At 69.9% G+C, this 19,506-nt stretch carries 18 protein-coding genes; 5 read left to right on the forward strand and 13 right to left on the reverse strand.

Annotated features, from left to right (window positions below; genetic code table 11):
• Positions 1-159: 159 nt before the first annotated feature.
• The gene (locus tag ACEU5R_RS05070) at positions 160-1,407 is read left to right on the forward strand and encodes an NnrS family protein (RefSeq protein WP_392409322.1); all 1,248 of its coding nucleotides are present in this window, start codon (positions 160-162) and stop codon (positions 1,405-1,407) included.
• Positions 1,408-1,461: 54 nt separating this feature from the next.
• On the opposite strand, the gene ACEU5R_RS05075 is transcribed toward ACEU5R_RS05070, so the two are convergent.
• The 3 genes from ACEU5R_RS05075 to ACEU5R_RS05085 all read right to left on the reverse strand — a co-directional run bounded on the left by ACEU5R_RS05075 (position 1,462) and on the right by ACEU5R_RS05085 (position 4,865).
• The gene (locus ACEU5R_RS05075; RefSeq protein WP_392409323.1) at positions 1,462-2,040 is read right to left on the reverse strand and encodes a hypothetical protein; all 579 of its coding nucleotides are present in this window, start codon (positions 2,038-2,040) and stop codon (positions 1,462-1,464) included.
• Between the two features lie 69 nt (positions 2,041-2,109).
• The gene (locus tag ACEU5R_RS05080; protein ID WP_392409324.1) at positions 2,110-3,303 is read right to left on the reverse strand and encodes a hypothetical protein; all 1,194 of its coding nucleotides are present in this window, start codon (positions 3,301-3,303) and stop codon (positions 2,110-2,112) included.
• A gap of 311 nt (positions 3,304-3,614) precedes the next feature.
• Positions 3,615-4,865 carry an FAD-dependent oxidoreductase gene (locus ACEU5R_RS05085; protein WP_392409325.1) on the reverse strand — a complete coding sequence of 417 codons (1,251 nt, stop codon included), beginning with the start codon at positions 4,863-4,865 and terminating at the stop codon, positions 3,615-3,617.
• Between the two features lie 116 nt (positions 4,866-4,981).
• On the opposite strand from ACEU5R_RS05085, the gene ACEU5R_RS05090 reads away from it, so the two are divergent.
• The gene (locus ACEU5R_RS05090; protein WP_392409326.1) at positions 4,982-5,899 is read left to right on the forward strand and encodes a LysR family transcriptional regulator; all 918 of its coding nucleotides are present in this window, start codon (positions 4,982-4,984) and stop codon (positions 5,897-5,899) included.
• A gap of 48 nt (positions 5,900-5,947) precedes the next feature.
• Here the strand turns inward: ACEU5R_RS05090 and ACEU5R_RS05095 are convergent, their stop codons facing one another.
• On the reverse strand, positions 5,948-6,310 hold the full coding sequence (locus ACEU5R_RS05095; RefSeq protein WP_392409327.1) for a hypothetical protein: 363 nt from the start codon (positions 6,308-6,310) through the stop codon (positions 5,948-5,950).
• Between the two features lie 197 nt (positions 6,311-6,507).
• Positions 6,508-7,284, reverse strand: a complete 777-nt coding sequence (locus ACEU5R_RS05100; RefSeq protein ID WP_392409328.1) for an SDR family NAD(P)-dependent oxidoreductase — start codon at positions 7,282-7,284, stop codon at positions 6,508-6,510.
• A 92-nt stretch (positions 7,285-7,376) separates the two neighbouring features.
• Here ACEU5R_RS05100 and ACEU5R_RS05105 point away from each other — a divergent pair, with 92 nt between their 5' ends.
• Positions 7,377-8,243 carry a LysR family transcriptional regulator gene (locus tag ACEU5R_RS05105; protein WP_392409329.1) on the forward strand — a complete coding sequence of 289 codons (867 nt, stop codon included), beginning with the start codon at positions 7,377-7,379 and terminating at the stop codon, positions 8,241-8,243.
• Positions 8,244-8,257: 14 nt separating this feature from the next.
• Here ACEU5R_RS05105 and ACEU5R_RS05110 read toward each other — a convergent pair whose 3' ends face one another.
• A complete protein-coding gene (locus tag ACEU5R_RS05110; RefSeq protein WP_392409330.1) occupies positions 8,258-9,631 on the reverse strand; it encodes an MBL fold metallo-hydrolase RNA specificity domain-containing protein in 1,374 nt (457 codons plus the stop codon).
• Positions 9,632-9,796: 165 nt separating this feature from the next.
• Between ACEU5R_RS05110 and ACEU5R_RS05115 the strand changes: the two genes are divergently transcribed.
• Complete coding sequence (locus ACEU5R_RS05115) at positions 9,797-10,336, forward strand: flavodoxin family protein (protein WP_392409331.1); 540 nt, start codon at positions 9,797-9,799, stop codon at positions 10,334-10,336.
• Between the two features lie 50 nt (positions 10,337-10,386).
• A complete protein-coding gene (locus tag ACEU5R_RS05120) occupies positions 10,387-10,845 on the forward strand; it encodes a universal stress protein (RefSeq protein ID WP_392409333.1) in 459 nt (152 codons plus the stop codon).
• A gap of 47 nt (positions 10,846-10,892) precedes the next feature.
• Here the strand turns inward: ACEU5R_RS05120 and mnmH are convergent, their stop codons facing one another.
• From mnmH to ACEU5R_RS05155, 7 genes are all read right to left on the reverse strand, one after another.
• Complete coding sequence (mnmH, locus tag ACEU5R_RS05125) at positions 10,893-12,005, reverse strand: tRNA 2-selenouridine(34) synthase MnmH (RefSeq protein ID WP_392409334.1); 1,113 nt, start codon at positions 12,003-12,005, stop codon at positions 10,893-10,895.
• Positions 12,006-12,135: 130 nt separating this feature from the next.
• Positions 12,136-12,993, reverse strand: a complete 858-nt coding sequence (locus tag ACEU5R_RS05130; RefSeq protein WP_392409335.1) for an oxaloacetate decarboxylase — start codon at positions 12,991-12,993, stop codon at positions 12,136-12,138.
• A 67-nt stretch (positions 12,994-13,060) separates the two neighbouring features.
• Complete coding sequence (locus ACEU5R_RS05135; protein ID WP_392409336.1) at positions 13,061-14,458, reverse strand: FAD-dependent oxidoreductase; 1,398 nt, start codon at positions 14,456-14,458, stop codon at positions 13,061-13,063.
• Positions 14,455-15,075, reverse strand: a complete 621-nt coding sequence (locus ACEU5R_RS05140) for a cysteine hydrolase family protein (RefSeq protein ID WP_392409337.1) — start codon at positions 15,073-15,075, stop codon at positions 14,455-14,457. Before ACEU5R_RS05140 ends, ACEU5R_RS05135 begins: the two co-directional genes overlap by 4 nt.
• 64 nt (positions 15,076-15,139) lie before the next feature.
• Positions 15,140-17,188 (reverse strand): hydantoinase/oxoprolinase family protein, encoded by a 2,049-nt coding sequence (locus ACEU5R_RS05145; RefSeq protein ID WP_392409340.1) that lies wholly within the window; start codon positions 17,186-17,188, stop codon positions 15,140-15,142.
• Between the two features lie 2 nt (positions 17,189-17,190).
• Positions 17,191-18,870, reverse strand: a complete 1,680-nt coding sequence (locus ACEU5R_RS05150) for a hydantoinase B/oxoprolinase family protein (protein ID WP_392409338.1) — start codon at positions 18,868-18,870, stop codon at positions 17,191-17,193.
• Positions 18,871-18,888: 18 nt separating this feature from the next.
• Positions 18,889-19,419 (reverse strand): 3-isopropylmalate dehydratase, encoded by a 531-nt coding sequence (locus tag ACEU5R_RS05155; protein ID WP_103274243.1) that lies wholly within the window; start codon positions 19,417-19,419, stop codon positions 18,889-18,891.
• Between the last annotated feature and the right edge of the window lie 87 nt (positions 19,420-19,506).

Here is a 19,506-nt window from a genome sequence, read left to right on the forward strand (position 1 = left end):
ATGTGACTAGTCACCCCCTGCCCGGAAGCCGGGTTTGCGCCAGATCAAATCCGCGCGCTGGCATGGCTTGTGGGCTGGCATTAATATGCATTTGAAATACACCTTAAAAGCCGGCCCTGCCGGTTCCATGCACAGGGCGCCACACGGCGCATGTCCACCATGAGCAGCCTGCTTTCCATCGACGAACCCGTCCGAGCCCCCGCCCGGCCCCGCCCGCAATGGCGCGCCTTCACCGAAATGGGTTTCCGCCCGCTGTACCTTGCCGGCTGCGCCTGGGCCTTGATCTCGGTGCTGCTCTGGGTCCACGCGCCTTCGCTGCTGCGCGGCGAATTGAACGGGCTGGCCTGGCACGCGCACGAGATGCTGTGGGGCTTCGTCGCCACCATCGCCGTGGGCTTCCTGCTCACGGCCGGCGCCAACTGGACCGGCCGCAATCCGCTGCGCGGCAACGCGCTGGCCGCGCTGTGCCTGGTGTGGCTGGCCGCGCGCGCGGGCTACCTGGTTCCCGGCCGTCCGGCCTTCCTGCTGGCGGGCATCGCCGACCTGGTCTTCTTCCTGTGGGGCGCGGCGGCGCTGGGGCGCTCGGTCTGGCTGACGCGCAACAAGCGCAACTACGGCGTGCCCTTGCTGCTGGCCGCGCTGGCATCCGCCCATCTGCTGTACCTGACGGCCGCCGTCTCCGGCGACTACCTGGGCCTGATGCGCTACTTCAACGCCGGCCTGCTCAGCATGGCCGTGCTGACCCTGCTGATCGCGCGCCGCGTGCTGCCCTTCTTCGCCAAGCGCGCCGTGGCCGGCCTGGACATTCCGCCGCATACCCGGAGCGGCCACTGGCAGCTCGCGGCCGGCGTGGCCGCCATCGTGCTGCTGCTGACCGGCGCGCCCAAGAGCGCCGCGCTGGCGCTGGCCGCCAGCAGCCTGATCGCGCTGGTCCAGTGGCTGGCCTGGAAACCCTGGGCCGCGCGGCGCGTGCCGCTGCTGTGGATCCTGTACGCCGGCTACCTGGGCCTGAGCATCGGGCTGCTGGTCGGCGCGGCGCAACTGGCCGGCCTGGTCGTGCGCGTGGCCTGGCCCGCGCACGTGATCGGCGTGGCCGGCTTCTCGGTCATGATCCTGGGCATGGTCACGCGCACCGCGCTGGGCCACCTGGGCCGTCCGCTGCAGACCGACCGCAGCATGGTGCTGAGCTACGCGCTCATCATCCTGGCCGCGCTGCTGCGGCTGGCGGCGCTGCTGCCGTCGAGCGCCGTGACGGGCTTGCTGCACGCCTCGGCCACGGCCTGGGCGCTGGCCCAGGCGCTGTATTTGTGGCGTTTTTTCCCGATGATGATCCGGCCGCGCGCGGATGCGGGCGGCCAGGCGACGCCGGTGATGCGGATCAAGCCGGTGGTGGCGCCGCGAGGTTGAGCGCAGGGACCCTCGCGCGAGACAACGCGCGGAACCGTCGCCGTCAAATCAGCATCAGATTGCGTCTTGCCCGCCACGCGGCATGCGTTGCGGCGGCATCGGCGGTCGATCGCAGGCCTCGGCCCTGGGCAAGTCATCCAATACCTTTCCTCCTACGACTTTTCCGTCAGCCACGATGAGTTCACGAACGACGGTACGACGCTGGTATCCCCACATCTCGTAGTCTTTTCCCGCCTCGAATACGACAGTCACGGGGTGTTGCCACGGAGTCGTGTAGAACTGCATATTTCCCGACTTGATCGTTCCGCCACCGCCCACGTTCAATGTGATGGGCATGTTCGTCGGCATGATGAACTCGGAATACTGGCCTATGTCCACGTTCGATTCCGGCATGCCGATGGAGCGGCTGAATATTTGCGACGGCGCACGAGCACCGATGCTCGTCAGCTGTTGACGTTGCCAATCCGTGTCGTAGCAATCCTGATTGAAGTAGATGCCGGCCCAGATCCAGTCCAGCCCAACACGCAGCCGCGCGTGTTGGGTTGGATCATATGTCTCGGGCATCAGGGGGTGTTTCGACGCGCAGCCGGACAACAGGAGTGCGAGGACGGTAAGCACGACTTTGATATGCATCGGGTCTGTTCTTTTCGAGTGTTTTTGGAAAGGGAACGCCATCATCCCGGCGCCAAGATCATCTGAGAATCAAAGCGCCTCCAGCGCCCTGATGGACTGGGCAATATCAGGCTTTGCAAGCTGGCCGACCTGATTGCGCGCCCGCAATTCGTCCCACCAATGCCGCAACAAACGCTCCCGATATTCCACGGCCTTGGCGTCCGGCTTGCGCAGCATGATTCCGTCATGCAGTCGCTGTTGCGTCAGGTAGTCGTCGATTCCAAACACCGCATTGTTTCCAATGTAGAGAGCCAGGTAGTGGACATAGGCCTCATCCCGAAATACCTGGTCCGCGACTTTTCCGGGTTCGATGCCATCCTGCTTGGCCATTCTGGCAATTGCCTGTTCCGTGGCGGCCAAGAACCGCTTGCGCACGTCGCGGTTCTCCGAACGTCCGAACGTAATCCACGCAATGCCCGCCGCATATTCCTGTGCGAAGAACCACTCCACTTCCTCGTCGCGGGGGAAGATATCCAGCGCTCGCTCAAAAACCGTGGTCGTGGAATAGACAGAACTGATATGCCCCCGGTGCCGCACCAAGGTCGGCACCAGGTTGATCATGTCGTTTTCCGCCATGACAACGGAGTAGCTGCACCGGCGCAGTTTCCTCGGGCGGCGTTCGACGATCAGGTACTCGCCGTTGCGAATCACGCTGACATAGCGCTTCTTGTCCAAGTCCGCGGCCCGCGCCTTGTAGGCCTGCATGGCCGCATCGTCGGGCAGTTGGGCAATGACCTCCTTGGTCAGCAGGATATCGGCCACTTGCAGGCTGTCCATCTTGAGGGCGTAGGGTGCAACCCAATTTATCTGGCTGAAGAGCAGTTTTGCGTCACCCTTTTCCAGCTGCATGCTGAAGCGGAACAGATCCGTCGTGCCATCCGTATCGTGGTCGCTCAATCCACCGAAGCAGACAGGCGCCGCAGCGATAGCCAGCTTGGCAGATACGCTAAATGACCAGCTCAGACGGGCCATATCGAATATGCGGTCTCCCCTTGTCTGCGCCCTCAAGGGCGGCGCCATGTCGGGGAACCATGCGCGCAGCGGCGAGGGATCCACCGCGGCGGCGGCAGCACGTGCAGTGGGTGCGTCGTACGGCTTGCTCATCAAATCGCGGCCGACTCGATTCAATTCCGCGCAACCAGTGAGCGCCAAAGCCGGCAATGCGAGGCACCAAGGCATAGCTAAACGCGCGAGACGGCGGGCAAGACTTCTGGAAAACAGCATGGGCTGAATGTTCTCTCTACTTATATTGAATACCGGAGCCAATGTGCGGCTACCCTGCCTGACAGCTCAGCATTCCGGAATCGCAGTGAGCGAGAAACTTCGCTCCTGGACCCCCACAGGAACGATCCTTGCCTCGCAGAAAAAACTAATAGTAACTTTTGTATAGATTTTGAAAATAAAACAAAAGACGTGGAATATTGCTCCTCTTCTCGCTTTCTTCCCGCCATTAATCCCCCCGGGGCGGACGTGGGCTTCCTCCCTTCAATATTCAATGCGCGAAGCTGTCTACCCACGTCATCACCTAGGTGACGCTACCTCCCTGCTCCCATGCCCGCCGCTACAGCCATCCCGGCATCCGCCTGCTCCAGCGTCGACAGGGGCAACCCCCGCCCCCACCCCTGCGCCAGCGCCTGGATGCCTTGCAGCGGATCGCTAGCGCGCACGCGCGCGTCGCGCTCGCGGCAAGCCTGCGGGTCGGTGATGAACAACTCTCGCGCGAAGTACCGCGCCTGCCGCGTGATGGCCTCGGTTTTCTCCCGCCGCAATCCGCCGAACCGTTCCAGCGCCTGCTCCAGTTCCGCGCCCGGACCCATGGCCGGATCCTCCAGGCAGCGCGCCAGATGCCAGGCATCCTCCAGCGCCTGGCAGGCGCCCTGTCCCGACGTGGGCAGCGGCGCGTGCGCGGCGTCGCCCACCAGCAGCACATTGCCGCGATGCCAGCGGGCCAGCGGTTCCAGGTCGTGCACCGCGATCAGGCGCAGGGCCCGCGGCGGCGTGGCATCGATGACCGCGCCTATGGGATCGGGCCAGCTCTCGAACAGGCGGCGCACCTTGCGCCACTCGCCGTCCTGCGCGGCGGCCGCCGACGCGCGCGCCTGCTCCAGCGTCTGCGCCTGCGCGCCCGCCCAATAGACCTTGCGCCGCCCCAGCGCCACGATGCCGACGCGCTCGCCGTGCCCCCAATAGTCGTGGATGGCAGCGCCGTCCACCAGGTCGCGCGAGCTTTCGGCCACGCCGATCCAGTTGACGAAGCCTTGATAGACCGGCGCGTTGCCGCCCGCCACATGGGCCCGCGCCACCGAGGACATGCGTCCGTCCGCGCCGATGATCAGGTCCGGGCGCGCATGCCCGCCATCCGCGAAGTGCACCACGGCCCGGCCATCCGGATCGTTGGCGATGGCCGTGGCCTCGCGGCCGAACGCCACCGGCACGCCCGCCTCGCGCGCCCGCCGGAGCAGCACCGCTTGCAGGTCCGTGCGCAGGATGGCGCAAGTGGGATATCCCATCAGGCGATCCAGCGGCTCGATATCAAGGCCGCCCAGCGACCAGCCCTGGGCGTCGTAGCGATGCATGGCGGCGGGCGTGCCGCCCAGCGCCAGCACCTCGTCCAGCAATTCCAGATCCGCCAGCACGAAGCCGGCATTCGGCCACAGCGTCACGCCCGCCCCCATCGTGGCCGGCGCCGGGCGGCGCTCGTAGACGCGGGGTTCATGTCCCCGGCGCGCCAGCGCCAGGGCCGTGGCCAACCCCGCCACGCCGCCGCCCAGAATCGCGATATCCATGCTTGCCATCTCCCGTACAGACGCGCTCTTGCGCAAAGCCGTCATGCTAGATTCCGCCACTCTTGATAACCAGAGTGCGAAAATGCAGTTCTCTATGACCTGAAACGGGATAATCCATGCTCAGCAAGCTGGACCTGAACACGGTGCGCGTCTATGCGGCCGTGGTCGATGAACAGAGCTTCGCCGGCGCGGCGCGTCAGCTCCAGCTGCCGGCCTCCAACGTCAGCCGCCACGTCGCCGCGCTGGAACGCAGCCTGGGCGTGCGCCTGCTGGAACGCAGCACCCGCCACCTGCGCATGACCGAGGCCGGCCGCCTGCTGTACCAGCGCGCCAAGCCCCTGCTGGACACGCTGGCAGCCACCGCCGAGGAACTGGGCGCCGGCGAACAGGCATTGCGCGGGCCGCTGCGCATGTGCATGCCCGGGGAAGCCCCGCTGCTGCTGGGCCCGATCATCGCGGAATTCTGCGCCAGCCATCCCGGCGTCGAACTGCAATGCGACACCCGCATGGCCGGCGAACAGGCGCTGCGCGAGGACATGGACCTGGCCATCGTGTTCCATCGCGGCGACCAGGACGACAGCACGCTGGTCACGCGCGAACTGGCCAGCCTGCCCAGCCTGGTCGTGGGCGCGCCCGGGCTGATCGCCCGCGCCGGCATGCCCACGCGCACGGCGCAGCTCAAGACGCTGCCCTGCATCACGACCTTGAGCGCGCTGCAGGGGCAACCCTGGCGTTTTGTGGACACCGCCGGACGCATGGTGAAGGTGCCGGTGCGCAGCCGCTACCGCGTCAACAGCGGCGCGCTGGCGCTGGCGGGCGCGCGCCAGGGTATCGGCTATGCGATCCTGGCGGCCGGTCCCTGCCAGGAGGATCTGGCGGCGGGCCGGCTGGTGGAGGTGCCGCTGGAATTGCGGCCGGCGCCCTTGCAGCTGCTGGCCGTGTATGGCCATCGGCATTCGGCCAGCGCGCGTGTACGGACCTTGCTGGACCTGATCAAGCTGCGCTTGGATGAGATGACGCCGGCCCAAGCCTGAGCGCGGCAACGCCCTCGCGCGGGTATTGCCCGCATGGGGCGCCGTGGATCACCACGGAAATGGCGGCTCGATCCTGAACTCCAGTCCGGCCCCGGCAAGCGTCTCCTGCATCGGCGCGACCTCGTATGCCAAGCCTGTGAACTCCAGCCCCGCCGGCGCTCGCAGCAGTGCTCGCGCCTGCGGCAGCGCAAGGCCCGTCAGGCTCGCCACCGCCTGTACATGCGCGTTGTTGTCGACGTCACCCGAGATCACGGTCACTCGGTAGGAAGTCGCATCGTTCAGAAAGTCCGGCAGGCAGGTGGTGAGCAAAGCCCAGGAACATAGTGTGCAGAACATGCCCTGGCTGGCGCCCTGGCGTCGGACTTCCAGGAGTCCGCCGCAGTCGGGGCAGATGGAGTCGGAGATGTTCATCGTGCTGTCTTTCCTGGAAAGAACCTGCGCCATGTTCCCTGGGCGGATCGTATCGCTGTTGTACGTCGCGGCGCCGACACCCCGACCTGGAACGAGCAACAACTATCCCCCATCTCCGCGTCTGAGGCAAAGGCATCATCACTCCCCCTGGCCACCGCCGCCTTCCTTTCCCGCGACAGCCGCGCCCTCTCAAACCATCACCCTCCCCCCGCCACATCCAGCGTCACCCCGGTGATCCACCCCGACGCCGACGACAGCAGGAACAAGGCCGCCGCCGCCACATCATCCGTCTCCCCCAGGCGCCCCAGCGGAAACGCCGGCAGCATGGCGCGACGCTGCGCATCCGGCATGCGCAAGGCGGTCCGCTCGGTCAGCACCGCCGACGGCGACAGGCAATTGACCCGCACGCCCGCCGGCCCCGCTTCCACGGCGGCATGCCGCGTCAGCATGATGACCCCAGCCTTGGCCGCGCCGTAGCCGGCCGGCGCGCCCGAGGCCACGCGGCCGCCGGCCGAGGCCATCGTCACCGCGCTGCCCGCGCCGCGCGCCATCATGCCCGGCAGGAAGCATTGCAGCGTGAAGAACGTGGACGTCAGGTTGTTGTCGAGGCTGGAGCGCCAGTCCTGCTCGCTGATCTCGCCCAGCGGCTGCGGCCGGCCCGTGCCGCCGCCGGCGAAGGCCGCCAGCAGGTCCGGCTCGCCCCAGGCCTGGCGCAGTTCCCCGGCCATGCGTCGCGTGTCCGCCAGGTTGGCGCAATCGGCGGGCGCTGCCATGGCCTGGCCGCCGGCGTCCCGGATCGAGGCGACCACGGCCTGGATCGCCGCCTCGTCGCGACCGTTGACGGCCACTTTCGCGCCGCTGGCGGCCAGGGCCCGGCACGTCGCCGCGCCGATGCCGCGCGAGCCGCCGGTCACCAGCGCGACCTTGCCGCGCAGGTCGGGATAGAGGGAGATCGTGGATGAATGGGTCGTCATGGCCTGCGCTCCGGTGTAGGGAAAGACGCAGCGTAGAAGCCGCCGTGGCTATACTCAATTCATCGTTTTTTCGCTGATCCATAAATTTATTTATGTCATATCTGCTCTATCTGCGCAGCTTCGTCAGCGTCTACCGGCACAGCTCGATCTCGCGCGCCGCGTCCGCGCTGTCGCTGACCCAACCCGCCGTGTCGCGCCATGTGAAGCTGCTGGAGGGGCGCCTGGGCGCGACGCTGTTCACCCGGCTGCCTCGCGGGCTGGCGCCCACGCCGGCGGCGGTCGAGCTGGAGCGGCAAGCCGGACCGCACCTGGACGCGCTGGAGGGCATGCTGGACGCGCGGGGCGCAGGCGGCGCGCTGGCCGGCGTTGCGCATGTCGGCGCCACCAGCGGCTTCATCGCACTGCTGCTGCCGGCGCTGGCCGGCCTGCATCGGCGTGGCCTGCGCGTGGACCTGCGCGCCATGCCGCCGCCCGCCCTGCTGTCGGCGCTGGCCGAGCGCGTGATCGACGTGGCGGTGACGCCGGCGCGGATTCCGCACAAGGGCGTGGAATACCAGCTGCTGCATGAGTGCCCGCAACGGCTGGTGTGCGCGCCGCAGTGGAGCGGCAGGCTGCCGAAAAGCGCCGCGCCCCGGGGCCTGCCGCTGATCGACCAGCAAGGCCCCGCCGCGCCGCTGACGCCCTACTGGAAGCAGGTCTACGCGCGCGATCCCGAAGCGCCGGCGCTGGTCCTGCCCGACTATCAGACCGCGCTGGACGCGGCCCGCGCCGGCGCCGGACTGGCAGTGGCGCCCGAATGCCTGTGCCGCGACGCCTTGCGGGCCGGGCAGCTGGTCGCCGCGCCGCAGGCCCGGCGTCCGCCGTCTTTCGCCCTGTACGCCGCGCGCGCCAAGGGACCGCTGTCCGAGCGCGCGCGCTACTGCCTGGAACGATTGACCGAGGCGGCGGCGCGCTGGTAGCGCGGCCCCGCCGGTCAGCCCAGCTCCGCCACGTCGTTCTGCTCCACCGCCCGGCAGCGCCAGCCCAGCTCGTCCTTGATGCGCAGGCGCAGCGCGTCGGCGGCGCCGGGCTCGCCATGCACGATGAAGGTTTCCCGGGGCGCGCGCTCGAACCCGCGCAGCCAGCGCAGGATCTCGTCGGCATCCGCGTGCGCCGACAGCATCGGCAGGCTGTCGATCTCGGCGCGCACGGGCACATAGCCGCCATGGATCTTGACCGTGGCGGCGCCGTCCAGCATCGCCGCGCCGCGCGTGCCCTCGGCCTGGAAACCGGCGAACAGCACCGTGCTGCGCGGATCGGGCAGGTAGTGCTTCAGATGATGGATCACGCGCCCGCCGGTGGCCATGCCGCTGGCCGACACGATGATCTTGGGCATGGGCGAGCTGTCCAGCGCCTTGGACTGTTCCACCTCGGTCACATAGGTCGCCACGCCGAACGCCGCCCGCGCGTCGGCCGCCGACAGGCGTTGGTCGCCGGCGTGCCGAAGATAGACATCGACGGCGCCGCTGGCCATCGGGCTGTCCAGGAACACCGGCAGGTCGCGGGCGATGCGCCCCGCCTGCTTGAGTTGCCAGATGTAGTAGAGCAGCGCCTGCGCGCGCCCCACCGCGAACGCGGGTATCACCACGGTGCCGCCGCGCCTGACCGTGCGCGTGATGACGGCTTCCAACGCGTCGGCCGCCTGCTCCGCGCTGTGCTTGCGGTTGCCATAGGTGGACTCGACGATCAGATGATCGGCTTGCGCCACCCCGCCAGGCGGCGGCATCAACGGATCGCCGTAGCGGCCCAGGTCGCCGGAAAACACCAGGCGTCCGCCGGGATGGCGGATCTGGACGATGGCGGCGCCCAGGATATGGCCGGCCGGGGTCAGCTGGAAGCCGCAACCGCCCGGCAGGTCCGTGGCCGTGTCGAAGTCGACCGGCCGCAAGGCCGCGATCGCGCGCTGCGCGTCGGCGACGGTGTAGAGCGGCAGCGCCGGCTGGTGACGGGACAGTCCGTGCCGGTTCAGGTAGTCGGCGTCAGCTTCCTGCAGATGGGCGCTATCCAGCAACAGCAGGCGGCACAGGTCCAGCGTGGCGGGCGAGCAAAGGATCGGTCCCCGAAATCCATCCCGCACCAGCCTGGGCAGGTAGCCGGAATGGTCCAGGTGCGCGTGCGACAACACCACCGCGTCGATATCCGCCGGCGGCACGGGAAACGGCGCCCAGTTGCGCAGCCGCAGCGGCTTCACGCCCTGGAACAGGCCGCAATCGAGCAGGATGCGGCGTCCGCCGGCTTCCAGCAGGTGACGCGAGCCGGTCACCGTGCCGGCGGCGCCCAGGAAACGCAGGGTCGGGGAATTCGACATGGTTGCTCCTTTCATCCGGCCCAGCTTCTCATGCCCCGGAGGCGGCGGAAGGATGCCTGGGATGGCGGCGTTTGACGCAGATCAAGGCGTCCTGCTCCCGTTGGATCAAGATGAAATCGACGCGCTCGGTCGCACAGCGCATCTCCACATTTTCGGGAGCACACCATGCTCTCAGACGAACGCAAGCCACGCATCGGCATCGTTTTCTATTCACGCAGCGGCACGGGGCGCGCCGTGGCCGATCGCCTGGCGACCTCCAGCGGCTGGCCGTTACATGAAATACGCGACGCCGTCCCCAGGATGGGCCTGTCCGGCGACCTGCGCTGCGTCGCCGACCGCCTGCTCGGACGCCGCCCGTCCGTCCGCTACGCCGGCCCGTCCCTGGATATCTACGACCATGTCATCCTGATCACGCCGGTCTGGCTGCGCGGCCTGGCCTCGCCGATGCGGGCGTTCCTGGACACGCAGCGGCGCATGATCCGCGCCTACTCCGTCATCTGCGTCATGTCCGGCCATGGCGGTTTCCGCGCCGTCGATGACATCGCCACGCAGATCGGCGCCCGGCCCCGTTCCATCCTGCTGCTCAGGCAGCACGACGTGCTGGCCGGCGAGACCGACGGCGCCGTGTGCCGCTTCAAGCGCCAGATCCTGGCGGCCGCCGGGCCTGCCAGCCCGATCGAACCCTTGTTGCCGGCGGTCGACTGAACGCCGGCGCCCGCCCGCCTCCCGCCACTCCGTCCCCTTGGAGACCCATCATGTACCAACGCATTCTCGTCCCCGTGGACGGCAGCGCCACGTCTGAACGCGGCCTGCGGGAAGCGATCCGCCTGGCCAGGCTCACGCATGCCGACCTGCGTCTGATTCATGTGATCGACGAACTCTCCTTCGCCATCGGCATCGACAGCTGTGGCTACTATGCCGGCGAACTGCTGGACCTGCTGCGCGCGAACGGCGCGGATATCCTGCGACAGGCCACCGAGCAGGTCCGCGCGCAAGGCGTGCCGGTAAGCAGCGTGCTCTATGAAAACCTGGAAAAGACGGTACAGCAGCGCGTGATCGACGAGGCTGGCGAATGGCGCGCCGATCTCATCGTGCTGGGCACGCACGGCCGGCGCGGCGTGCGGCGGCTGGCGTTGGGCAGCAGCGCCGAGCGCATCCTGCGCAGCGCTCCCGTGCCGGTGCTGCTGGTGCGCGCGCCGGAGGATGGCGCCTGACCCGACGATGACCCCGCCGTCGCTCGCGCCGCCGCCGAGGTCCGGCCTCAGGAACTGCCCGGCGCGGCGCCGCGCGCCTGCAGGTATTGCGTCACCGCCTCCTGGTCCCCCGCGAAGACAATGCGCGAGGCCTTCTGCTGGCGCTGGTAGACATACATGGGATCGTAGTATTCCGACAGCAGGCCCTCGATCCAGCCCAGGTGACCAGCCACGCCCAGGCCCAGCGCCTGGCCGCGCAGCGCCTCGTCCATGATGGCCGCCAGGCGCTTGTGGCGCTCGCCGCCCAGTCGCCTGGCGATGTTGTCCAGGCTCTGGCGCAGGCGTTGCGCGAACAGGGCCTGGCCCTGCTCGGCGCCGTGGGCCGCCACGAACTCGGCGCCCAGGTCGATCACGTAGTCGCGCAGGATGCGCTGCTTGCGATTCTCCAGGCTGTCCTCCAGCCACACCAGGCCATGGCGCTGCATGCCCTGGTACAGCGCGGGCGGCAGGCTGCAGCTGCCCACGGCCTGGCCTTCGTCCTCGACCACGAAGCGCGCGTGTCCGGCGGCGCGTTTTCTCAGGATGTCGATCGCCAGCGCATTGTCGAAATTGATCTGCGTGGGCTGGCCGCTCACGCGCTTGCCGAAGCTGGAGCCGCGATGATTGGCGTGCCCTTCCAGGTCCAGCGCATCGTCCAGCCGGCGCAGCACCTCGGTCTTGCCGGTGCCGGTCATGCCGCCCAGCACCAGGAAATCGCATTCGGCGAGGGCCCGGTCCAGCGTGTCCAGCAGGAAGCCGCGCATGGCCTTGTAGCCGCCGGTCACACGCGGATAGGCGATGCCGGCCTCGTCGCGCAGCCATTGCTGCACGATCTGCGAACGCAGGCCGCCCCGGAAGCAATACAGGTAGCCGTCCGGATGCGCCTTCGCGAACGCGGCCCAGGCGTCGAGACGGGCCGCCTTGACGGCGCCGCCGACCAGCCGGTGCCCCAGCTCGATGGCGGCCTGCTGGCCGCGCTGCTTGTAGCAGATGCCGACCAGCTCGCGCTCTTCGTCGGTCATCAGCGGCAGATTCACCACGCCGGGAAACGCGCCCTTGGCGAACTCGACGGGCGCGCGGGCGTCCATCATGGGCACGTTGTCGAGGAAGAGATCGCGGTAGTTGCTGGTGTCTGCGCGCATGGCCGTCAAACCGCGCGCGACGATGCGGGCGGACAGGGAAACCAGGGGATTCTAAACCAGACGCCCGACCCGCCCTTGCGCCGCGCCAGCCTGAGCGCGGCCGGCCCGCAACCGCCGCGCGCGCGGCCGCTCAAGCCTCGTAGCGCTTGCCCGCCGCCAGCAGTTCCGGCGTGCCGATCATCGCGTTCAGGCCGTCGAAGTCCAGCATGCGGTCGCGCCAGGGCGTCGTGCTGCCGTGCTGGCGCAGGCTGCCGTAGTAGCCCGCCAGCGTGTGGGCCACCGCGCGCGCCGTGCCGCCCGGAAAGATGACGATGCCGAATCCCAGCGCGGCCAGCTCCTGCGCGCCCTGCACCGGCGTCTTGCCGCCCTCGACCATGTTGGCCAGCAGCGGCGCGCGGCCGGCGAAGCGCCCGCAGGCCGCCCGCATCTGTTCGCCGCTGCGCAGGGCCTCGATGAACAAGGCGTCCGCGCCGGCTTCCAGATAGCGCTCGGCCCGTTCCAGCGCGGCGTCCAGCCCTTCCGAGGCCAGCGCGTCGGTACGCGCCAGGATCAGGGTCTCGCGCGACTGGCGCGCGTCCACGGCGGCGCGCAGCTTGCCGCACATCTCGGCGGCCGGCACCACGGACTTGCCGTCCAGGTGGCCGCAGCGCTTGGGAAAGGTCTGGTCCTCCAGCTGGATCATGGCCGCGCCGGCCCGCTCCAGGCCGCGCACGGTGCGCTGCACGTTCAGTGCATTGCCGAAACCGGTGTCGGCGTCGACGATGATGCGCGCCCGGACCCGTTCGGCGATGCGCGCCAGCGTGTCCTCGACCTCGCTGTACGTGGTCAGGCCCACGTCGGAACGGCCCAGCCGCGTATAGGCGATGGACGCGCCGGACAGGTACAGGGCCTGGAAACCGGCCTGCTCGGCGGCCAGCGCCGACAAGGCGTCGTACACGCCCGGCGCGAGGACCGGGCCCTGGACCAGCTGCTTACTCAAGGTGTTCATGCCTGGATGCCTCCATGAACGTGGATGCCTGTATGAAAGTCATGCGCATGCCTGTGGCCGCGCGACGCTACGGAGTCGGCTCATCGGCCAGCGCCGTGCCCGCGATCCCGGCGGCCGTCGCCGCGGCGATATGGCCGCCCGCGATGGCGCTGAGCAGGCCGTTGCCCGACAGATAGCCCGCCACATCGTTGCCCGACACGCCGCGCGCCGCGCCGCCCGCCGCCAGCAGATTCGGGAACAGGCCGCCGTCCGCCCGCCGCACGCGGCAGCGGGCGTCGATGTCGAGGCCGCCCTGGGTATGGAACAGCGCGCCGGTGACCTTGACCGCGTGATATGGCGCGGACAAGGCGCGCGTGAAACGGCGTCCGTGGACGTCCCGCGCATCCCTGGCTACCGACCGCAGCGTGTCGGCCAGCGCCCGCGCATCGCAGCCGATCAGCGCGGCCAGCGCCGGCACGTCGTCGGCGCTGCGCAGCGCGCCCGCCGCGCGCGCTGCCTGGAAATCGGGAAAGTCGCGCACCAGCGCCAGCGCCTGGTCGTCGAACACGTTCCAGGCCACGCCATCCGGCTGCGCCAGCACGCGCACGGCCGCTTCCGAATAGCCCTGGGTCTCGTCGTGAAAGCGCCGGCCCAGCCGATTGACCTGCACGCCGCCATCCATGATCACGGCCCAGGACACCAGCGCGCCCTGCGGCGTGGCCCAGGAGCCGTGCCCCTGATAGGCGCCCATGTCGGCCAGGCCCGCGCCCAGCTCCCGCCCCCAGCGCACCGCGCTGCCATCGTTGCCGGCGTGGCCGCCATAGACCGCGTCCGCCATGGCTGGCAGATGCTCGCGCACCATGGCGGCGTTGCCGCCGAAGCCGTTACAGGCCAGGATCAGCGCATCGCAGCCGATGGATTCACGCGTGCCGTCCGGTCGTTCGCAGATCACGGCCGTGATCCGGCCCTGGCCGTCATGCCGCAGCTCGCGCGCCAGTGTGCGCGTCAGCACCAGCGCGCCCGCGTCCGCCGCCGCCTGTCCCAGCGCGGCCATCAGCGCCTGGCCCGAGCGCTGGCGCAGCGTGTGCATGCGGCGGGCGCGATGACCGGGGTACAGGAAGCCGTCCAGCAGCTCGAAGCGCAACCCCGCCTGTTCCAGCGCGTCGATGGCGGCCGGCGCGGCCCGGGCATAGGCTTGCACCAGATGCGCGGCGGCGGCGCCGCCGGTCTTGGCCAGGATGTCGGCGGCGAAGTCGTCCACGCTGTCCGCCACGCCGGCGGCGCGCTGCACGCGCGTACCCGCCGCCGGAATGAAGCCGGACGACAGCGCGGTGGACCCGGCCGGGACGGCGTCACGCTCGATCACCAAGCATTCCACGCCCGACCGCGCCAGCCGGATGGCGGCGGTCAGGCCGCAGGCGCCGCCGCCGATGATGAGCACGGGCAACGACAGTTCCGGCGCGGGCTGCGCGTCCGGTCCGTTCATCGGACGATTCCCGCGATGAAGTCCTCGCAGGCGCGCAGGTCCGCCACGCTGCGCAGATCGGCCAGCGCAGCGTTGTGCAACGCCGGCGTCGGCGCGGCGCAGCCGTCAGCCAGCACGGTGACGTGGTAATCCCGCATGTGCGCGTCGCGCGCCGTGCTGGCCACGCCGCCGTTGGTCACGATGCCGCAGATGGCCACATGCTCGATGCCGGCACGCCGCAGCACCCAGTCCAGCTGCGTATTGAAGAAAGCCGAATAGGCGACCTTCCAGACGGCCACGTCGACCAGGCCGTCCAGCTCGGCCACGCAGGCATGGCCCGGGCCGCCGGCTGCGAAATCGCCGCGCCGCAGGAAAGGCCGCAGCCGGCGCAGGTGTGGTGAGATCATGGGTTCGCCGGCCGCGTCGGGCCACAGCGTGAACTGGCTGGCGGCGACGAAGCCGCCGGCGGCCTTCAGGGCGCGCGCCACCGGCGCCACCCGGGGCGGCAGCGCGCGCGCCTCGGCCGAGACGGCGCCGCCACGATCATAGGCGCCGCCGGGCGCGAGGAAGTCGTTCTGCAGGTCGATGACGATCAAGGCGGTGGATCGGGCGTCGGACATGGTGTGCTCCTGTTTCATCGCCGGACCGTTCCGGGATGGAAGACGCCGCCCCCGCAGGGGCGCCGGGCATCGTGTGTAGGCGTCATGGCTGGCGGCGGATCAGCAGATTGCCCAGGCGGTCCACGCGGCCGGTGAAGCCGGGCTCGATCCAGATCGTGGTGTCGGGCTGTTCCAGGATGGCCGGGCCGGCCACTTCCGCGTCGACGGGCAGCGCCAACCGTTCGTAACGCGCCGCGTCCCACCATTGCCCGCCGTGGTAGACGGCCTGCGTGCCCAGCACGGCCGGCATCGCCCCGGCGGTGGGCGCCAGCACCGCCAGATCGAACTTGGGCCGCATGCCGATGCGCGCATAGCGCAGGTTCAGCACGCGCACCGGCATGCCGTCCAGACTGCGGCCATAGGCGCGACGGTAGGCGGCCTCGAAAGCGGCGGCGATGCCGGTGCGCGTCAGCGCCTGGCGCTCGACCGGCACGTTCACCGTATGGCTCTGGCCGGCGTACAGCATGTCCAGCTCGATGCGCTCGCGCACGCCCTCGAAGGCCACGCCGGCCGAGTCCAGCCGTTGCTGGCAGCTGTCGGCCAGGGCCTGTACGCGGCGCGCCAGATCGGCCTCGTCCAGGCCCGCCAGCGTGGTGTTCAGCGTCTGCACGCTGTCGTGGCGCATATCGGCCATGACGCAACCCAGCGCCGAGGTCACGCCCGGAAAGCGCGGCACGATGCCCTGCAGGCAGCCGACCTCGCGCATCAGCGCGCAGACGTGCAGCGCGCCGCCGCCACCGAAGGGCATGTAGGCGAACTTGCGCGGATCGTGGCCGCGCTCGATCGACACCACGCGGATCGCGCCGGCCATCTTGGCGTTGGCCACCGTGAGGATGGCCTCGGCCGCCGCCTGCGGGTCCAGGCCCAGCGGCCGGCCCACGTGCTCGTCGATGGCCGCGCGCGCGCGTTCGGCATCCAGCCGCGCCAGCAGTCCGCCGCCCAGCGGCCGGTCGGCCGCGATGCGGCCGAGCAGCACATTGGCGTCGGTGACGGTGGGCCGTGTGTTGCCCCGGCCATAGCAGGCCGGCCCGGGATTGCTGCCGGCCGATTCCGGACCGACCTGCAGCAGGCCGCCGGCATCCACGCTGGCGATCGAACCGCCGCCCGCGCCGATGGTCTCGATCTGTATCATCGGCGCGCGCACCACCATGCCGAACTCGATCGCGGTCTGCGCCGCCAGCGAGACCTCGCCGCCCGCCACCAGCGACACGTCGAAGGACGTGCCGCCCATGTCGCCCGTCACCACGTCCGGCAGGCCGGCGGCGCGCGCGATGGCGGCGCAGGCGATGACGCCGGCCGCCGGACCGGACAGCGCCGTGCGCACCGGCACGTCGCAGGCGGTTTCGCGAGACATCACGCCGCCATTGCTCTGCACCACCAGCAGCTCGCCGTCGAAGCCGTGGCCACGCAGGTCCTGTTGCAGCCGGGTCAGGTAGCTGCCCACCACCGGTTGCAGGGCGGCGTTGAGCGTAGCGGTCGAGCAGCGCTCGAACTCGCGGATCTCGGGCAACACCTCGGTCGCGGCGGTGACGTGGCCGTTGGGCCAGATCTCGCGCACCCGCGCCACCGCGCGGGCCTCGTTGGCCGGATTGGCGTAGGCGTTGACGAAGAACACGCAGACCGCCTCGCAGCCGCGCGCCAGCAGCTCGCGCGCCGCCGCCTCGACCTGGTCCAGGTTGACCTCGGTGTGGATCGCGCCGTCGGCCAGCACCCGCTCGTCGACCTCCAGCCGCAGGTCGCGCGGCACCACGGGCTCGTAGCCGCCGCGCAGGCCCCAGGTCTGCGGCCGGTCGCGCCGGCGCATCTCCAGCACGTCGCGAAAGCCCGCCGTCGTGATGATGCCGGTGCGCGCCACCTTGCGTTCCAGCAGCGCATTGGTGCCGACCGTGGTGCCATGCACGATGGTGGCGATGGCGCCTGCGCCCTCGGCCGCGCGGCCGATGCCGTTCATGAAGCCGCGCGCTTCCTCGCCGCGCGTGGACGGCACCTTGATCACGCGCGCCTCGCCGGTGCGCTCATCGAGCACGAACAGGTCCGTGAACGTGCCGCCCACGTCCACGCCCACCACCAGGGATTGTTGCGTCGTCGCCATCGTCATGCCCTTCCCTTTTCCTGCGCGGCGTCCGCGCCGCTCACATAGCCCATGTCGCGGTCGCGCCGGCGCGCCACCTCGCTGCGCTGCGCCGGCGGTCCGTAGCCGCCGCCGCCCGGCGTTTCCAGCCGCACGCGTTCGCCGCGCTTGAGCGCGATGCCCAGCATCTTCGAGGTCATGGGCGGCGCCAGCCACTGCCCGTCCTGCTGATAGCGGAACACGTTCGATGCCGCCGGCTCGCCGCCGGCCACGCCCTTGGGGCTGCTGCGGCCGCGCTCGCCGAAGATGAAGGCCTCGGCGCTGTCTTCCAGCAATTCGATTTCGTAGATGGCGCCCAGGCCGCCGCGATGCCTGCCGTCGCCGGCCGAGTCGGGCCGCAGCGCCCATTGCGTGAAGCGCACCGGATAGGCGGCCTCCAGGATCTCCAGCGGCGGAATCGTCGCCGTGGAGATCGGCGCGTTGCCGTGGCTCAGGCCGTCGCCCGCGCTATGGCCGCCGTGGCCGCCGCCGAAGAAGCTGAACATGACCCAGCGCTGCCCCTTGCGCGCCGCGTCGCTGCGGTAGCCGGCGATGGACAGCGCGTTGATGGTGCCGTAGGCCTGGGCCGGCGCGCGCTCGGGCGCGGCCTGGGCCACGGCGCAGAAGATCACGTCGATCATGCGCAGGATGGTCTCGGTATAGCCGCCCACCGGGCGCGGCCGTTCCGCCGAGATCAAAAGGCCGTCGGGCAGCGTCACCGTCACCGCGTCCAGCACGCCGGCATTGGCCGGCACGTCCGGGAACACGTGCTTGAGCGCCACGTAGCAGGCGGCCACGGCGGTGGCGCGCGAGATATTGACCGGGCCGGCGCAGGCCGGCGAGGTCTCCGAAAAATCCAGTTCCAGCCGTTCACCGCTCACGCGCAGCCGCAGGGCGATGGTCAGCTCGGCGTCCTTGACGCCGTCGTTGTCCAGCGTGTCGCGATAGCGGTACTCGCCGTCCGGCAGGCTGGCCACGTGGTCCAGCATCAGGCGCCGGGCGCGCTGGCGCAGCGTGTCCAGCGCGGCCCGCACGGTGTCGTCGCCGTACTCCTGCAACAGATCGTCGAGCCGGCCCGCGCCCAGTTCCAGCGCGGCCAGCTGGCCGTTCAGGTCGCCCCACAGGCTGTCGGGCAGGCGCGAATTGGCCTTCAGGATGGCCAGCACGTCCTCGTCCAGCTCGCCGCCGCGCACCATGCGCACCGGCGGGATCTGCACCGCCTCCTGCCAGCACTCGGTGGCGGCCGGGTTGTAGTTGCCGGGCACCGCGCCGCCCACGTCATGCCAGTGCGCGGCCGAGGCCAGGTAGCAATACAGCTCGCCGCCCCGGAACACCGGGCGCACCAGCTTGAAGTCGTTGGCGTGGGTGCCGCCGTCGTAGGGATCGTTCAGGATCCAGACGTCGCCATCCCGCATGCCGCCGCGCCCCTGGGCGGCGCGGGCGGCGGCCTGGACCGCGAATGACATGGCGCCCACGAACACCGGCAGGCCGGACTTGCCCTGCACCAGCGTGGCGCCGCTGGCGGCGTCGTACAGGCCGTGGCAGGCGTCGTGCGCCTCGGCGATGATGGGATTGAAGGCGCTGCGGTACAGGGTCGCGTCCATTTCATCGGCGATCTGTTCCAGCCGGCCGTTGAGCACGGCCAGGGTGACGGGGTCTAGCATGATGGCAGTTCCGGTTCGTCAGGATTCGGTGGCATTGCCCGGAGCCTGGCCGGCCTGTGGCCGCGCTCCTTTTTGCAGCGCCTTCAGTTGATTGAGCAGGCCGCCGGCCCGCACCATGTCCAGCAGGAAGTCCGGCAGCGGCTCGCAGGCCAGCGCCTCGCCGTCCCGGCGATGGATGCGGCCGGCGTCCGGGTCCAGGCTGACGCGTTCGCCCTCGACCAGCCGGGCGGCATGCGGGCAGGTCAGCAGCAGCAGGCCGACGTTGAAGGCATTGCGGAAGTACAGGCCGTTATAGGACGGCGCCACCACCGCCGCCACGCCCAGCCGGACCAGGGCGGCGGCGGCCTGCTCGCGCGAGGAGCCGATGCCGAAGTTGGGCCCGGCCACCAGCACGTCGCCGGGCCGCACGCCGGCGGCGAAGTCTGGCCGCACGCGCTGCAGGCAATGGCGCGCGATCTCGTCGATGCCGAACTTCATGTAGGCGCCCGGGGCGAGCGCGTCGGTGTCGATATCTGCGCCTACCCGCCAGACGCGGCCGTGCTGGTTCATTGCAGCACCTCCCTGGGATCGATGATGCGGCCCGGGGGGGGGGGGGGGGGGGGGGGGGGGGGGGGGGGGGGGGGGGGGGGGGGGGGG

Origin of the sequence: Achromobacter sp. 413638, assembly GCF_043119405.1 — a bacterium.
Lineage (GTDB): Bacteria > Pseudomonadota > Gammaproteobacteria > Burkholderiales > Burkholderiaceae_B > Achromobacter.